The following is a 17,090-nucleotide window of genomic DNA, read 5'->3' as shown; positions in this document are numbered from 1 at the left end:
CTTGGAAATGGAGAGTGACTTCATATTTACCAGCTTTCAATATGAAACTTATAAGGCATTTCTCCTAATTTAGGAACTGAGTACAGTACTGTACTCATCGAATGCACAAGGAGGACACGTTGGCTCCATTAAGCTTACACTTGTATTTTCATATAATCTGAGCTTATTGCTTAAGAAAGATGACGTGCTCCAATTAAAGTTAAAAGCAGCTTAATAAGTCTTTATTAAAGTTAATGCCACTCAGATAGTTATCTGTAATTAATTTTTTAAAGTCATCAGTACAATAAACAGAAAGGCCTCCTTGCAATTTCGACTTAAAAAGTAACTTATCTTGTATAGCTTCAACATCAAATACTAACGTTTTTAGACCATCTTCATAGCCATCAAGATACGCTTTTTCAGTCAACGTAAGATCCTCTTCCACAAAGCTAAGTGTGTTGAACAAAAACATCTCTTCACTATCTGTTTTTAAGGGGACAAACTCACCATCTTTACTAATTGCTTTATTAAGACAATTATATGCTCGTGTATTAAGTACTAAAAAGCAGCCATATAGATTTACATCATAATTTTGTTTTTTTGCTCGTGGCTCATGCTTGCATTCAAATCCATCCGCAGATAATTCAAGTAAGGTTTTTTTCCCTCTTGGAATATCATCCATGACTACCTCAAGTATTTCATCAAACGACTGGCCAGTCTTATCAATAATTTGATTTGTCATCTCGACAATATCGAGGTCAATTACATCACATGTTTCTGTGGGTTTTCTCAGTAAGTACGTATTCATATACCTTTCCATAGTTCATCTTTCTCTTCGAAAATTTTGCTAGGTAACGTCCCTGTTTTAATCATTGTCTTCACATTGCGTAGTTTATTAACAAACAACCCTTTGTCTTTTGTCATGCTTCCACCTAAGCTTTCACCAATCCATGTTTCGTAATTATACCTATGCAACTTTCGGTGTGGAGGTGATTCTTTAGTGGCCCAGTCATGCTCTTTATGTCTCACAAAATTAATTAACCAAATACCATTATGAGGGTCGTTAATACCAATACCGACCATATGCAAATTTAATCTTGCTCGTAATACAGCCTGTTTGTTATCACGCCCTGTACCAGGAATAATATGGTGTGCCTCATGATATTTCGTCGGTTTTGGTTCACCAACAGCAAAAAGAAATCGGGCTAAATTATTGGTGGTATTGGTTGTATGATGAGTTTCTTCAAGTAATGCTTTACGTGTCGAATGGCTGCTAGTAACGCGATACGACTCAAGAGCAGACTGAGCAATCGAAACAGATTCAATCCTCTTTTTTTCTATTTGTAAATGGTCATAATCTAAAGCTAGCTTTTTTAATTTTTCGGCGCTTGGATTTTTTTGATGCTTTCATCGTGATAACTTTTAGCTTTGAGTTCAAAGTTATAAATTGCCATATCTAGCGGAGTTGGATTTGCAGGCCTATCTGGTTTTGGGTATTCCCTTAATGTAGTCATTACTTAATATATTCCTTTATTAATGTGACCCCAAATTAGTGCATACTCATGACAAATGCAAGAAATTCGGCTTTAAAGCATCTGTTGCCGTTACTTATTATTATACTTTATAAGCCATACTACACGGTTAGGGTTATGAAAGATTTCAACCTTACAACTATCCTTTATTGAAATATTTTGGCGTATCGGCTCACAAAAGGAGATTGCGTATGCACACAGATAGTGATTCAACATCATTCACCAGTACAGGCTTTAAAACAGCATGCAACATTTTATCATTGTGGGAATGCAGTTCTGAGCAAGCTCAACGTATACTTAAGCTCTCAAAAACTTCCTATCATAAATTTAACGCTGCTCCTGAGACTGTGAAGCTCAACAACGAGCAATTAGAACGTATTAGTTGTCTACTAAATATTCACCACGCATTACGTTGCATGTTTAGCAACCCCGAAAATGTCAGGAAGTTTATGAAAATGAAAAACCATAATGACTTTTTTGCAGGTCGTTCACCACTAGAAGTGATTGAGCATGGAGAATTCCTAGAACTTAACGAAGTAGCGAAGCGCATTGATGCATTGCAAAATAACTTATGATTTAAATGCTTTCAAATCGCCCCCGAAAGCAAGCTAGTAGAGTAGAAATATTACGAAACTAATTCAACTTTATGCTAGATTTTTAGGGTTTTATATATTACTTTGAACTGAACTTAGGGGAGTAGTCTCTTGCGTATGCAGGGAAACAGTCAACAATCTCCGAGCACTCAATGCTCGTGGCTGTTTCAAGCTTAATTAGCTTTGACAAGACTTAAGGTAAATAATCATATCGGGCAGGTGTGGTTGCTTACCTTTTGTAAAATTCTGCCCTACGAGAGCCAAAATGTTGCACGTCTTATCTAACTTTACAAACTACACTAAACACAATCGACTATTCATTAGTTCAAACACCAGATACTTTCTTGAGTCAGAGGGAGCAGCGCTATGCTATTAGCATCTCTCGCAATTATCACAGGCTTTGCACTATTAGTATGGAGTGCTGATCGCTTTGTTGAAGGCGCTGCTGCTACAGCCCGTCATGTTGGTCTATCATCAATTTTAATTGGCATGGTAGTTGTGGGGTTCGGTACATCTGCACCTGAAATGGTTGTTTCAGCCATGGCTGCAAGTGATGGGAACCCCGAACTAGCCTTGGGGAACGCACTCGGTTCAAATATTGTCAATATAAGTTTAATACTGGGTGTTACCGCTCTCATTGCCCCCATTGTAGTTCAATCAAATATAGTAAAAAAAGAACTACCAATATTGGTCTCTACAGTGCTCCTGTGTGGTTATTTACTGTATGACGGAGCATTAACTTTCGTTGATGCCTTGCTACTTTTAGGTAGCTTGCTGCTTTTTCTTATTTGGTCTGTGCATTCAGGTAGAAACAGTTCGGCAGATACATTAGAAAAAGAATTTGATGATGAATTAAAAAGCCATTCCATGCCAATTTCAAAAGCAATTTTCTGGCTATTTGTAGGCTTAACACTGCTAATTATTAGTTCACGCATATTGGTTTGGGGTGCTGTTGAAATAGCAACTTCTCTGGGGGTCAGCGATTTAATTATTGGTTTAACGATTGTAGCATTAGGAACCTCTCTGCCAGAGCTGGCAGCGTGTATTTTAGCGGCTAAAAAAGGTGAGCACGACATTGCTATCGGTAATGTTGTTGGTTCTAATATTTTCAATATTCTGGCTGTTATTGGTATAGCGGGTGTAATAGAGCCAATTAATCACATTTCCTCAGAGGTCTTTAACAGAGATTGGGGAGTCATGCTTATACTTACACTAATGTTATTGGTCATGGCTTATGGTTTTGGTCGCCAAGGGAAAATAAGCCGTCTAGAAGGTACGGTACTCTTTAGTGCTTATTTAGGCTATAACGCTTACCTGATTATGGGGATTATATAAAATACTTTAGTAGTGCCTTAGAAAATAATAAATACCCTATGTACGGAGTCTGTAAGCACTTAATACAGTTCCAATATATTCGATTTCGAAATCATCATTTTAAGGAAAAGCAATGCAAAGCATCATTACTTTTTTTTCTGAGCATCAATTGCAACTTATTGCGATAGCGAAGAATACAATACTTACTTTGTTCATTTTAATTGCCGCGAGTATCGGCTCAAAACTAATAAGGCGCGCAGTACGTAAAGGTGTCTATCGTTTAAGTAAGCAAGACGAAATAATCACTAAACTACTCACCACACTCTCTGGGTATATTATCTATCTGATTGCCCTCGTCATTATTCTTGACCTGTTTGGTGTCAATACAGCGAGCTTAGTTGCACTCGTGGGGGCTGCTGGTTTAGCGATTGGCTTAGCTTTAAAAGACACTTTAAGCAATGTTGCCGCAGGTGTAATGCTATTGTTCCTTAAACCGCTAAAAAAATCTGAGTTTATAGAGGTATCAGGAAATTCAGGAAGCGTAACCGATTTAGGCCTATTTACGACAGAGCTAAAAACCGCAGATGGAATATTTATTTCTCTGCCCAATAGTACTGTTTGGGCGAGTGCAATAAAAAACTTCAGTCGAAATGCAAAACGAAGAATGGATATTACGATTGGTATTTCTTATGGTGATTCAATTGAAGACGGCTTAGCGGCATTAAGAGAATTAGCTGCAGAAGAATCTCGAATAATAACAACCCCAGAGCCACAATATCTTGTCCATACCCTAGCAGATAGCTCAGTAAACTTGCAGCTGCGCGCGTGGGTTCCAACACCTGACTATTGGGATATTTACTGGAAAACACAGCGTAAAGTGAAAGAAAGAGTTGAAAGTAAAGGCATTACGATCCCATTCCCTCAACGAGATTTACATATTATTAGTTCAAATCAAAAAGAATAATAAGCAATTATGCACATCTGGTTGACTTGACCATAAATCAGCCAGATGGCGCAAAGAGTATAATTAGTCCAACTAATTAGGGAATTATCATTCGCCCCATATGTCGCTGTAAGCAAAGCGTGACAAGCACTGGATTGACATATCAGTCACTTACAGACAATCCGACACCATACAATGACATAAAATAAAACCATACAGTGACATAGCGGTTAACATTTATATGTATGGACTTCACAGCTTTAGTCTGTCGTTGGTGAATAGCTATCGTCAGAACGTAAACAAAGGTATAGGTAGAATTTCAGTATTTACGATTGTAGAGCTGAATTTCAGCCTATCCTAATACTTGGTTTTCACTCAAACCGAACTTCGTAAAAGTGCCATGAGCAGTCATTCATGATCAACTCGTTTCTGCCCCAAAATGAGTTCACATGATTACTTTATAGGTCGGCTTTGAGTAATCAGTTACAGTGTTATTCATCTAATGCTATTGGCTCTACTCCATAAATCTGATATTCCACTAACTTTTATGCCATCACCAATACAAATAACTGTATGAATACACATTTTTCTTGTTGTGCTCCCATATTCAAGAAAATGAGCGACTAGCGTATTTTCTTTTTTCTAAATCTCTTTAGCGTCAATAAAAAATTAGAGTTGGCAATGCCTTAAGTTATTTGTTAAGAATAGATTTATTAATACATGAGCGTGGCATCGGCAGAAAGATGCGCTAGACGCCTAAAGTATCCCCAAAATTAGCCTTTATATATCAATGAACTAATAGTGTTAAAAAATATGGGTAGTGAGGGAACATTCATGGTGTTTTGTGATCTTATGAATCGCTTAAAAACAACAGAACTAAACACCATGAATGCGTCTACTATTTTGCACAATATGCTCCGCGCTGTCACCCCTAACTCTATTCATAAAGCCAGATTTAATACTCTAGTCGCTGCCGTTAAATCTCTTTTGCACTGTCAGCAATGCACCTTGACATCTATTGGTCGCAATTTGGATTCAAAAACAACTGAAAAACATGATATTAAACGTATTGATCGACTACTCAATAACCACGAGCTTTTGCGTGAGTCGACATCGGTTTATGTTCGCTTAAGCCGTTTTGTGGTCACTGAAAAGCATCCCGTCATTTTGGTTGATTGGAGTCATGCAGATACACAAACCAAATACTGTATTCTGCGTGCCAGCATTGCCAGTGAAGGTCGTTCTTTGACCCTGTATCAGGAAAGTGCATTCAGTTTTCAGTATCATTGCCCAAAAGTTCAAAAACGGTTCTTAAAGATGCTCAAACTGATCTTGCCGGGTGACTGCCGGCCCGTAATTGTGACGGATGCGGGCTTTAAAGTTCCTTGGCTCAAAGCCGTGCGAAACAATGGCTGGCATTATATTAGCCGTGTTCGAGGTACGGCACATTTGAAAACGCAGGGCAGCGATGAGTTTGTTCCATGCCAGTCACTATTCAAGAGCAATCAACGTAAGAGCCAGTATCTTGGCGCGACCGAGTTGACCAAAAGTGCAAAATATCAAACTCATGCAGTGCTGGTTGGCAAGGGACATAAGTTATTAAAAAGAGATAAAAAACGTGGTTATAAGGAGCCTTGGCTACTCGTTTCTTCTCTTCCAAAGAGGCACCACTTTCTCGAAAAAGTACTCAAATTATATGGTATGAGAATGCAGATAGAAGCAGGATTTCGAGATCAAAAAAGTGTTAGGTTCGGCTTAGGCTCAGATCTGCACAGGACAAACAAACTCTATCGATTAGACATACTGTTGCTGCTTGCCACACTGGCTCATTGGTTCTCAATGATGCTGGGGGCAGTGATAGACAAAGCAGGAAAGACAGGCGCTTTTCAAGCTAATTCAACCAAAAAAAGACGAGTAGTGTCATGGGCATTTGTTGGGCTGCGATACTTCAAAAAACAGTCCATTAAACTGCGACGGCGAGATTATTTGGCAGGACTAGCCTATTTCGTACAGGTGGTAGTGCAACTCGATTGGAAAAATATGGATGTGAGTGATGTAATTGAAACTTAATGATTATTTCTGGGGATCCCTTAGGCTAGACGCGCACTATAAAATTGTTAGTTGCTAATGGAGTAAAATTCATGTGTCGTAATTATAACTGGATACTACTACTTCTTTTACTGTTTTCGAGCCGGGGTATAGCAGCTAGCGAAATCTCTACTGTTATCATAAAGAGCCCTGCTGGAAGTTGGAGTGTCAGTTATACGTCTGATGCACCCGTTACACGTATTTCCTTTCAAAGAAGTCCGGATAGCTCAAGGGGAAAGCGTTGGAGAATTAAATCTGCAGATTTTAAAGTTGTTAAGGTAAATGACTACGAAACTGTAAGACGAGTCGATGGTAAACCTTTCACTCAAGTTGAATTTGAACTTACACCTACATATATCTCATTACCGAAAGACTATGCACCTTTTTCCCCTTTCACTGACGGAGGAATGCTGTTTCATTCTGGCAGGTTCTTTGCGTGCCCTGACCTTTGTGATGGCTCATTAAACGAATGGCATATCCGTATTCGGGCATCTAAAGACGATAATATAATTGTTGACGGAGTTGTTTATACTGGAGATGCCAGTTGGGTGGATAGCGACAGCGGCCAAAAAGTATACGTTGGCAAGGGAGAGCCAATACAAGATGAAAATTTTGTCAGTTTGCTCGATAGAGGTCTTCCTGTACCGCTGAAAGAGTTGATGTCTCAAAACTTGCCAAAAATCCTTTCATATTTCGCCGCCCGCATGGGAGCACTTAACTTTCGCCCAAGCTTGTATGCTTCCTATAGCCAGACTAGCGATGGACGTTATGGTAATCAAGGCGGGACTCTGCCAAGGCAAATATTTATGCATTGGTATGGAGAAAAAGCCATAGAAAAATTAGATGAAAATGCTACATTTTGGTTTTTTGCTCATGAAGTGGCGCATTTATACCAAGGAAAGGCTGGCAATGTAGAAGCTTTAGCCGACGCGTGGTTACATGAAGGTAGTGCTGAACTATTTGCCGGTCTTTCATATTCAGAAATACACGGTAATCATAAAATATTTCTGAGTAAAATGGAGAAGGCAAAAGAAAATTGCTTGAGTAGCTTTGGAACTGAAACCAATTATAGAAACGTTGCCTTAAAAAGCAGTAAAATTCATTATAGTTGCGGCTTGCTGCTCTTTGATGCCTTAAACAATGAGCTTCAAGAGCGAAATAGCGATGTTTTTTTTCTGTGGAAGGCTTTCAATTCGGCTGTTAACGAAGGCAAACCAGCTACAACGGCAACTTTTGTAGAGGTTAGCAAATCATTCGTATCACACACGTCGTGGTTAACTTTGTTAGATTTTGTAACAAAATCTGAATTTAACTCAAGACAGTTCTTTCAGCAAATAGCAACTAATCGGGTAGCCGGAGGTCTCTAACCTCCAGCCCCCACACCACCCATCATGCGGGTCCGCAATGGGCGGTTCATCTCCCGTAATGAATGTTGATCCAAATATCCCTCAATGACACTAAACCTTGTGAAGCTAAGTAGTTATTGCCTAGCGCAATGTTAATACCTTTTGTTTTTGAGCTTCTACAAGGGCCTTTACTGGTGATACCACAGGCTATGGCGAGTCGTTCGCTAACACCCAATTTCATTAAACTGCGTACTTTGGTGCGAGGTTTACGCCATTGCCGCCAGTAGCACATTCTTATCCTACGTCGGATCCAATGATCTAAATCCACCGTTAGCTGATAAGCGTTGGCTATCAGGTAGTAGTGTCCCCAGCCGCGCAAATACTGCGTGAGTTTATGAATTTGTAGGGTCATTGAGATCCCCCAGTTGCGGTTAGTGAGTTCCCTGACATTTGCTTTGAATTTCTTTAGCGCCTGTTCGTGGATCTGCACTTGACCGTAACGGAATGTGAACCCGAGAAATTTTGAGCCTGATACTGGACCCACTCGACTTTTCGATTCGTTCACTTTGAGCTTTAATCGCTTAGTGATGAACGCAGTAATTTCCCGCTGGATTATTAATCCTTCGCTTTTCGTTTTTACTAAAATGATTATGTCATCAGCGTAACGTGCAAACTTAAGGTGTTTGTAGGTTAGCTTCTTATCTAATTCATCGAGTAAGATGTTGGAAAGCAAAGGGGATAATGGCCCACCTTGAGGGACTCCTTTGGTTGACTCAAACCACAGACCTGTTTCGCGCTCTGCGATCCCCGCTCGTAAGTATTTACCGAGTAGGCGCATGAGTGCTTTGTCTTTGATTTTACGGCTAACACGATTCATCAGCATGTCATGATCTACTTCATCAAAGAACTTAGACAAGTCGATATCAACCGCTGTTTTATAACCTTGTTTAACACAAGACTGAACATGGTTCACTGCTTGACTGGCTCTTTTATGAGGGCGATAACCATAACTATGTGGTGAAAATTGAGGCTCAAAGTAAGGGCTGATCACTTGAGCAATGGCTTGTTGGATCACTCTGTCGATAACAGCAGGGATCCCAAGCATTCGCTCACCGCCATCAGGTTTGGGTATCATCACGCGTTTGACTGGCAAGGGTTGATAAGTGCCGTTAAGTAATTGTTGTTTAATACCCAGCCAATGTAACTTAGCGAAGTCATTAAATTCCTCAATACTCATATTATCAATACCCGCAGCCCCTTTATTGCGCTTAACATGTTGCCATGCTGCGCTAATATTGTGGTTGCTTAGTACCTTTGCCATAAGGTCATGATCTATTTGGTTATATTCATTCGAGGTATTATTCACAGTCGAACGCTGTTCATCACTATCACAACACGGTGATCTATGTGAATTCAAGTTCATTTGTAGTGTCTCCTCTGGTTAAGATGTTCAGGCCTTCACCGTGTCCCCTCCATTACGATGGGCGTTTGGCTACTATGCCGTCTGCTGACTTCTGATAAATCACTCTAGCGATTACTCGATAAAGCGCGTCTAAAACTAACGCTTGTTTACTGCTATTTCGCTCGCTGTAGGTCGCAGCAACCAAAGCGCCAAGGGTTGAACAACCAGTCCCTAACTGGTAATCTCCAAGCGTTAGCGCGGATGCGTGTTTATCAGATCTCCCCGAATAAGATGCATCGACTTTCTCTGCACAACTGCATCATTTACGGTGGCCGTTAGATCACATGACTTCGCTATCTTGTGCTAGCTCGTCTCCAGCCTACGCCTCATATGATGTTTTTGTTCATCAGCTCACAGATTTGCTAGCGGCTTCCTTCAGACTATCTCTCGCGATTTAGCCCTTGCCATTCGCTAGTAGTTATCGTTTAATAACAGTATGTTATTTAAACGGTGATCTTCCTACAGAGGACTTTCACCTCATAAGTCAATGCCCATGTCGGGCGTACACAAGTCAATACAGCCGACCGCTAACGCGTCGGCTGATTGAAGCGTTACCGAATAAATACTCTAACGTGTTTTTGTCCAAAAACGTGTTTGAACGAACTTCCGCTAATAGCTCTTTGCCGATGTTCGGCTGAGTGCCCAGGCTGTGTGAAAACTATTGTTCACCTTTTGGTCTAAGTACAGATTGGTTATGATTAATTAACCTGAGCTTCGGATAAGAAATTACTAATTTAAAGGAACTAAATGCTCGTTCCATGATCCGATCATTCGACCAAGAGTGATTAGAACAAAAAGGAACGAGCATGAACAAGTTAGTTGAAACGTACTGTGATGTCGATGATTTTTCAACGTTATTTTTCCCAAGCTGGCAGCGTATATTGCTCGAAAATGGTGAAATTAAACGTCGAAGAGCATGCCGCTTATCTCCGTCAGAGGTGATGACTATTATCATCCATTTTCACCAGTCACATTACAGAGATTTCAAAAACTACTATCTTCACTATGTTTGCCGTCAACTTAAAGCCTATTTTCCAGAGTTGCTGAGTTACACAAGGTTTCTCGCGCTTATGCCTAGTGTGGTGGTTCCGATGTGCAGTTACCTCACATCAAAACTTGGCAAGCCCACAGGTATACAATTTGTTGACTCCACTAAAATAGAAGTGTGTCACATCATCAGAGCTAAAAGAAATAAAGTGTTTGAAGGCGTTGCTCATCATGGAAAAGGCACTATGGGTTGGTCATATGGATTCAAACTACACTTAATAATTAATCATTTAGGTGAGATTGTGGCGCTAAAGCTCACAACGGGCAATGTGGATGATCGAGAGCCTGTTTCTGATATGGCGGACTCTATCTTCGGAAAACTCTATGGCGACAAAGGTTATATCAGCAAAGCGCTCTCTGGTGAGTTACTAGAAAAAGGTGTCGAGTTAATCACGACGGTTCGAAAGAATATGAAGAAAAAATTTATTTCATTGTGGGACAGGGCTTTATTGAAAAAACGATTTATAATCGAAACGGTGAATGATCAATTGAAAAACATTTCTTACATTGAACACTCTAGACACCGCAGTATGCATGGCTTTATGCTAAATTTACTTGGTGGATTAATTGCCTATTGCCTAAAAGAGGAAAAGCCGTCATTAGATTTAACATCGCAAGAACTTGAAATTTTAGAGAGTAATAATCTAATGTTGGCTTAACCAGATCTCAGGTTAGCTACTATCGTTAATAACGCCAGTAACGTTTCTTGTACCTTACCGATAGATGAAGACAATCAATGTTTATGGCATTTCGATGGTGACGTACTTAATCAATTTCAAACAAGCTTAGGCTTCACATACCGTTTCTAAGGGAAGTAACTAGATCATGCCGCATATTATCATTGAACACTCAGAAGATTTACCCGTGTTACCGCAAGTGTTGGTTGAAAAAATACACAATGCCGCATTTGCGACTGGCTTGTTTGAACTGCCAACCATTAAAACTCGCGCTATAGCTTACACCCATTATCAACTAGGTGACGGTAAGGAAGGGTTTATCCACATTGCCGTGCATATTATGGCTGGACGCAGTATTGAACAAAAACAGCAGCTCAGTGAAAGCTTACTGCATTGCTTGCAAATTTATTGTCGGGACTCTGATAGTTTAAGTGTCAACGTACACGATATGCAGCACGAAATTTATCGTAAATGCTAAGGTAAATACTCCGCTTTAATACGCTTTATATCTATTTGCGGTGATTTATACGAGGTATACACCAACCAGCCCATCTCTTTGATATAAGTTAAGCCTGAGCTGCGGCTAAATGCCCTCTCAGGTAAACGCATTACATCATGGTGTGAGTGGCTCGTGAAGTCATAATAACTTATGCGATAATCCCCCTGTTCCACATTAAAATAATACACTCGCGAAGCCGTTTGGGTTGTCCCCTCATCGTAATACCATGAAAGGTGGTTCGATAAATTAATAGACTCAACTAACAGCTCTGCTTGGTCACTATCAGGGGGCTTTATCCATAGCTGCTGAGCATCAAGATTTGCAAAAATGATTGCGCCACGTTGGTCTTCATACCCATACAGTGTGGCTTGTTCTATAACCTTGCCTAAATTATTCCCCTTGAGGTCAAAACGATATAGTTCAGTGCCATTTGAGATCAAAATACTGCTACTGTCTTGGGCCCAACTAGGCTTACTGTGATAAGTAAAGTCTGTTTTAAGCTCTGTGGTCATTTGCGTAGTAAAGTTATAAAGCTGGAGAGTATTTACGCCGTTTTTCGAAGCATTAAAAGCAATATAACGTCCATCAAAAGACCAAACAGGATTGTAAATAGTGGCATTTAATTGGCTAAGTTTTTTTCGCTGCGTGCCATCTTTATTGGCTATCCACAACTCAGTAGTTCCTGATTCATTCGACACGAATGCCAATTTCTTTTTAATACTACTGTAATTAGGAAAGCGCGTATTAAAGTGAGTAGATAAAATCGGAAATGGCGAACTGGCAACAGCATTGTTAGTCTCTACCCGCATCAATGCTGAGTCGATATGCCATTGATGAAAATACAAACTACCATCTTGGCCATATTCGGGATAACTTAAGCCATCGATTTTCGAATCAATTAACCGCCCTGTTGCTAACTCATAAAAATAGCCATGGCGTTTGCCTTGCTCAACCCCCGAAAAAACCAATAACCCTTTGCTTGGGTGCCAGTCAACGCCGCGAATATCAACAAATCCAGAGGTTAATTGTTTCGCTTGGCCGCTAGCAATATCAACTAAAAAGAGTTCTTCATAGCCTGATGCTAAATTACGCGACACCAGCAGCTCATCACCTGCAGGGGAAAATACCACCGATTCATCATTAAACTGGCAATCACTCGGGCATGGCACTTGTTTAATTACTTTTTCAGCATTTTGTAAATCAACAATATTTAGCTGCGTCTGGCCTTTCGCTTTATTATTCTCACTTATAAATACCAGCTGGTTACCTGCTTTATTAATATCTAGATCAGAGCTACCACCTTGCCCACACGACGCTAATACGGTGATTTTTGCAGTCGCGATTTGTTGTTTTACTATTTCACAGCGAGCGTGTTCATCAAGGCGAAAATAAAAAATATCGTTAAGATCATCACTAAATACTGCGCGCCCTTCCACATAAGGGCTGTCAGTTAGCGCAATTGCGGCCTGCTCAGGAGAAAATAAATCCCGTAAATAAAGGTTTGTATATTGCTCAGGGCGACGCCATGAATAAGCCAGAAAATGACTGTCGTTTGAAATAGCCGGAAACAACTCACGTCCAGGGCTGGTGGTGATGGTCTCAATATGCTCGGATAACGGTGCCACAACTAGCGACTCTGAAATCGCTGGCGTACGTTGCAAATAAAAAAACGCAATGCATACCAAAGCCAAGGCTAACACTGTGACTATTTTAAAGTCACTCGCTCGCCCTTGCTGAGGGAGAGTTTCAATCGGTGACTGTGGCTTATCGAGTGCCGACTCACACTCTTGTGTCTCGTCAAATACTGGCGCTTGTGCTAAACGGTAGCCAGTCTTACGTAAAGTAGCGATATACGTGTGCTCTGGGTCGAGCTCTTTAAAGGTTTTACGTAGATGCCATATTGCATTCGTCAGCGCTTTTTCACCAACAAATTGATTACCATCCCACACTCCTGCAATTAGCTCTTCACGGGTCACAGCTTCTGGGTAGTGTTTCACTAAAAAGCACAGTAACTCAGTAAATTTAGGTTGTAAAATGCGTTCTTGATCAGCGCAACTAAGCTTATTTTCAAACGCACAAAACAGGCACTGTCCAACAAGAAATGGCTGATTAGTTTTCATAAATAACGCTTTTATACCTTAATGTTTAGCAGTCTAGAAGGTTACCCCATTGTTAGTAGCAAAACAACACGATAAACAACACAATTATAATTTACTGGCATATTAATTAGAACAGCATAAGCACCTGATTAAAAAGAAATAGATATAAAATAGATGTAAAATAGATGTAAAATAGGGATATAAACGAGATACCTTTCATTGTGTTTATCTTCACGATTACTTAAAACAGCTAACGAGTATGAATATACCCAAATCCATCCGCTGATGCATTAGTCGAAGTCGTTTGAACTGCCCGTCAAACGTGGCTAATGCATTAGCTTTATAATATTAAAAATATAAGGGAAATCTGTGAGCAAAATATCAACAAGAAAATGCGCACTAGCACTGGCGATCACAGCAAGTTTTTCAGGCCAATCATTAGCAAACAATGCTCAAATTGAACGCCAACTAACGCCTAACCAAACAACAGTAAACGAAGCTAAGCAAGAAGCGCCTGAAAAAATCGTGGTAACTGGTTCACGCCTAAAGCGCGATAGTTTTTCCGTTGCTACACCGCTAGTCACCATGGATCGCTCTGCAATTCAAGATACGGGTCTAGGTAACCTATCTGATGTACTGGTCGATAACATGCCAGCACTAAGTCAAAGTATTGGTAATAATACAAGTCAATCAAGCATTTCTGGCACAGGGCTTTCAACGGTGCAGCTACGTGATTTAGGTGCCAATCGTACTCTAACTCTTATTGATGGGCGTCGCGTGGTATCTAATAGTTACGGCGGTAACTATGTCAGTTTAAATACTATTCCAAGCGGTATGGTTGAGCGCGTTGAAATCATCAGCGGTGGCGCATCAGCAACTTATGGCGCCGATGCCGTAGCAGGTGTGGTTAATATCATCACCCAATCTAAGAAAGAAGGTTTTGATTTTCAAGCACGTGGTGGGCAAACGACCGAAGGCGGAGGTAAAGAGTTTACCTTAGATTTAAATTACGGTGATTCATTTGCTGATAATAAAGGCTATGTGTTTTTTAGTGCAAACTGGGATCGTGATTTTGGCATTAGCTACTATGATCGTGACCGTGCAAAAATAGAAGCGGCACATAGTTATAATAACGACTTAATGTGCAACCAAATGGTGACCGCAAGCGGCCCGCAATGTATGCGAGATATTACTCAAGCTGATTGGGTGAGTAAAAGCGATGGTACTTTAGGTGGCGTTTTTTTAGAAAATAGCAATAACGACACTCAATTTTGGTATGACGGCCAAACACTACGTGATGATTGGAAAGGGAACGAGGAAATATACGGGATTAACTCCAACCAGTATGTAATGCTGGAAGTACCCAGTGATAACTTTTCAACGGCTGTAAAAATCGATTTTGATGTCACTGACGACATCATGAGTTACTTTCAACTGCAATACAGTAAAAGTGGCTCATTCAACGATAAATCTCCTGAAGATGAATATGAAGGTGCATATGTTCCTCGCTATGACGCTGTAACAGGCGATCCGATTGCAGATATAGCACCAGGTTACATCCCAATTGATAATCCTTATGTACCGCAACAAATTTTAGATGCAAACCCGTACAAAGATCGCATTTATTGGGATCGTCGCTTTGGCGAAGTGGGTAATATCAGCACTGATAATGACCGTACTACCATTCGTACTTGGGCAGGCTTACAAGGTACTATGTTTGACCACCAATGGGATTGGGATGTATCAGCTGGTTACGGACAGTTCAAGCAACACCAAATTCGTAGTAACGAGTTAAATGTAGTTAACCTAAATCAAGCATTACAAGCTGAAAAGTTAGCTGATGGAACTATTCAATGTATTGATGACGCTGCACGTGCTGCAGGCTGTGTACCTATTAATTTATTCGGTGAAGGCTCTATCACACCTGATATGGCCAATTGGATCCGTGCTAACCCAATTATTGATACTAAAATTCAGCAATACACAGTGATGGGTTACATCACCGGCGATTTATTTGAGTTGCCAGCAGGTAATGTGTCTGCTGTATTTGGTGCTGAATACCGTAAGGACACCCAAAGTCTAGACACGAGTGATGATATGAAAGTCGGTGGCATTACGTTTAACGTGGTTCCTTCATTTTATGGTGAAGTTGAAATTTATGAAGCTTTTGCAGAGCTAGCGATCCCTCTTTTACAAGATGCGCCATTGGCAAAAAGCTTATCTGCTGAAACCTCTTTACGTTTAGCAAATTACAGTATGGAGAACGTTAACACGGTAGCCAGCTATAAACTGGGTTTGCTATGGCAACCAATTGATGGCTATATGGTACGAGCTAATTATGCTCGTGCGCAGCGCGCACCAACTATCACTGAATTAATGTCACCACCACGTGGAGACTTCGATTCATATGATGACATTTGTGATGGCTTAACTGCCACTTCAACTAAACCGGGTCACGCTAATTGCCGTTTAGAGCCAACCTTGGCTAAACAACTAGCTGAAAATCCAGATTTCGTATTCGACAGTGAAGATAACAACTATTCACCGGGCACTGGTAATCCTAATCTTAAAGAAGAAACCGCTGATACCTACACCTTTGGGGTGACATTATCTCCAGAGTTCTTCCAAGGCTTTAACCTTGCGGTAGATTACTACGACATTGCTATCGTGGATGCCATTGACGAGATCAGTAACGAAAACATAATGCGTGAGTGTTACGACTCAGAAGCAGCGTGGGGCAGTGACAATGAGTTCTGTAATGATATTACCCGTAATAACGAAGGTAACATCATCAAAATTCTCCAACGCGAATATAACTTAGATGAGTTAACAGCCCGTGGTTATGACGTAGTTGCCACCTATGACTTTGAGCTAGGTAGCTATGGTAACGTCGCGTTAAAACTTGATTACAACCACGTTATTGAAAACTCACAAACTTATGAAGGTTTAGATGGTAACGATGTTGTAACTCAATATGCTGGATATGGCCGCAGTAAAGATAAAGCTGCAATGTCTATTGCGTGGAGCTTAGATGATCTACGTATTCGTTGGCGCACGAACTTCTTGGGCTCTTTTAAAGCAGATCAGCAAGACGAGAAAGACTACCTATTGGCTGTGGCAGACAACGATGAAAACTGTGCTGCTGCACAAGCAGATTGTATTACTAACCCTGAGCCTCTAGCTTATCAAGACTACGGGTCATACATAAAACATAGCCTATCAGCCTCATACACAATGGCATTAACGCCAAAAAGTGATTTACGTGTATTCGGCGGCGTTAATAATATTTTTAACAATCAAGGGGCATTCTACCCAAGCGGCAACGGTAACTACTACAGTGGATACGGCGGTGGCGCAGGTCGTTATGTGTACTTAGGTGCGCAATATAGTTTTTAAATGATAGCGTCTAAAATTTATTGCTAACGAAGCATTCTCATTCGTTAGCTCTATTCCTACTAGGTTGTTGTCAAAGGCACGTCTCGCAAGAGCGTGCTTTTTTAGTTTAAAAAAG

General features: G+C 40.5%; 13 protein-coding genes. 8 read left to right on the top strand and 5 right to left on the bottom strand.

Annotation, left to right across the window (positions count from 1 at the left end):
* Positions 1 to 199: 199 nt before the first annotated feature.
* From NDQ71_RS14980 to NDQ71_RS14970, 3 genes are all read right to left on the bottom strand, one after another.
* The gene (locus tag NDQ71_RS14980; RefSeq protein WP_192542445.1) at positions 200 to 787 is read right to left on the bottom strand and encodes a hypothetical protein; all 588 of its coding nucleotides are present in this window, start codon (positions 785 to 787) and stop codon (positions 200 to 202) included.
* Positions 784 to 1,122 (bottom strand): AHH domain-containing protein, encoded by a 339-nt coding sequence (locus NDQ71_RS14975; RefSeq protein ID WP_301562675.1) that lies wholly within the window; start codon positions 1,120 to 1,122, stop codon positions 784 to 786. The genes NDQ71_RS14980 and NDQ71_RS14975 overlap by 4 nt, the downstream gene beginning before the upstream one ends.
* Before the next feature lie 230 nt (positions 1,123 to 1,352).
* A complete protein-coding gene (locus tag NDQ71_RS14970) occupies positions 1,353 to 1,493 on the bottom strand; it encodes a hypothetical protein (RefSeq protein WP_225736698.1) in 141 nt (46 codons plus the stop codon).
* A 209-nt stretch (positions 1,494 to 1,702) separates the two neighbouring features.
* Between NDQ71_RS14970 and NDQ71_RS14965 the strand changes: the two genes are divergently transcribed.
* The 5 genes from NDQ71_RS14965 to NDQ71_RS14945 all read left to right on the top strand — a co-directional run bounded on the left by NDQ71_RS14965 (position 1,703) and on the right by NDQ71_RS14945 (position 7,816).
* On the top strand, positions 1,703 to 2,086 hold the full coding sequence (locus NDQ71_RS14965; RefSeq protein WP_169021661.1) for an antitoxin Xre/MbcA/ParS toxin-binding domain-containing protein: 384 nt from the start codon (positions 1,703 to 1,705) through the stop codon (positions 2,084 to 2,086).
* Between the two features lie 384 nt (positions 2,087 to 2,470).
* Complete coding sequence (locus tag NDQ71_RS14960) at positions 2,471 to 3,439, top strand: calcium/sodium antiporter (protein ID WP_064668637.1); 969 nt, start codon at positions 2,471 to 2,473, stop codon at positions 3,437 to 3,439.
* Positions 3,440 to 3,551: 112 nt separating this feature from the next.
* Positions 3,552 to 4,382: a mechanosensitive ion channel family protein gene (locus NDQ71_RS14955; RefSeq protein WP_192542446.1), complete on the top strand. Its 831-nt coding sequence runs from the start codon at positions 3,552 to 3,554 to the stop codon at positions 4,380 to 4,382.
* Positions 4,383 to 5,213: 831 nt separating this feature from the next.
* A complete protein-coding gene (locus tag NDQ71_RS14950) occupies positions 5,214 to 6,431 on the top strand; it encodes an IS4 family transposase (protein WP_301562640.1) in 1,218 nt (405 codons plus the stop codon).
* 71 nt (positions 6,432 to 6,502) lie between these two features.
* Positions 6,503 to 7,816, top strand: coding sequence for a hypothetical protein (locus NDQ71_RS14945; protein WP_192543249.1), 1,314 nt, complete (start codon positions 6,503 to 6,505; stop codon positions 7,814 to 7,816).
* 46 nt (positions 7,817 to 7,862) lie between these two features.
* Here the strand turns inward: NDQ71_RS14945 and ltrA are convergent, their stop codons facing one another.
* Positions 7,863 to 9,218 (bottom strand): group II intron reverse transcriptase/maturase, encoded by a 1,356-nt coding sequence (gene ltrA / locus NDQ71_RS14940; protein WP_301561782.1) that lies wholly within the window; start codon positions 9,216 to 9,218, stop codon positions 7,863 to 7,865.
* 845 nt (positions 9,219 to 10,063) lie between these two features.
* Between ltrA and NDQ71_RS14935 the strand changes: the two genes are divergently transcribed.
* Positions 10,064 to 10,963, top strand: coding sequence for an IS982 family transposase (locus tag NDQ71_RS14935; protein ID WP_283710313.1), 900 nt, complete (start codon positions 10,064 to 10,066; stop codon positions 10,961 to 10,963).
* A gap of 166 nt (positions 10,964 to 11,129) precedes the next feature.
* On the top strand, positions 11,130 to 11,459 hold the full coding sequence (locus NDQ71_RS14930) for a 5-carboxymethyl-2-hydroxymuconate Delta-isomerase (protein WP_064665428.1): 330 nt from the start codon (positions 11,130 to 11,132) through the stop codon (positions 11,457 to 11,459).
* Here NDQ71_RS14930 and NDQ71_RS14925 read toward each other — a convergent pair.
* Complete coding sequence (locus NDQ71_RS14925; protein ID WP_192542389.1) at positions 11,456 to 13,600, bottom strand: winged helix-turn-helix domain-containing protein; 2,145 nt, start codon at positions 13,598 to 13,600, stop codon at positions 11,456 to 11,458. The two genes, NDQ71_RS14930 and NDQ71_RS14925, sit on opposite strands and share 4 nt — an antisense overlap.
* Positions 13,601 to 13,948: 348 nt before the next feature.
* Here NDQ71_RS14925 and NDQ71_RS14920 point away from each other — a divergent pair, with 348 nt between their 5' ends.
* On the top strand, positions 13,949 to 16,975 hold the full coding sequence (locus tag NDQ71_RS14920) for a TonB-dependent receptor (protein ID WP_192542388.1): 3,027 nt from the start codon (positions 13,949 to 13,951) through the stop codon (positions 16,973 to 16,975).
* Positions 16,976 to 17,090 lie beyond the last annotated feature (115 nt).

The sequence above is a fragment of the Pseudoalteromonas sp. KG3 genome (genome assembly GCF_030436385.1).
Taxonomy (GTDB): Bacteria; Pseudomonadota; Gammaproteobacteria; order Enterobacterales; family Alteromonadaceae; genus Pseudoalteromonas; species Pseudoalteromonas prydzensis.
Note: the sequence above shows the minus strand (reverse complement) of the source record. Positions and strands in the feature narration are given on the sequence as shown.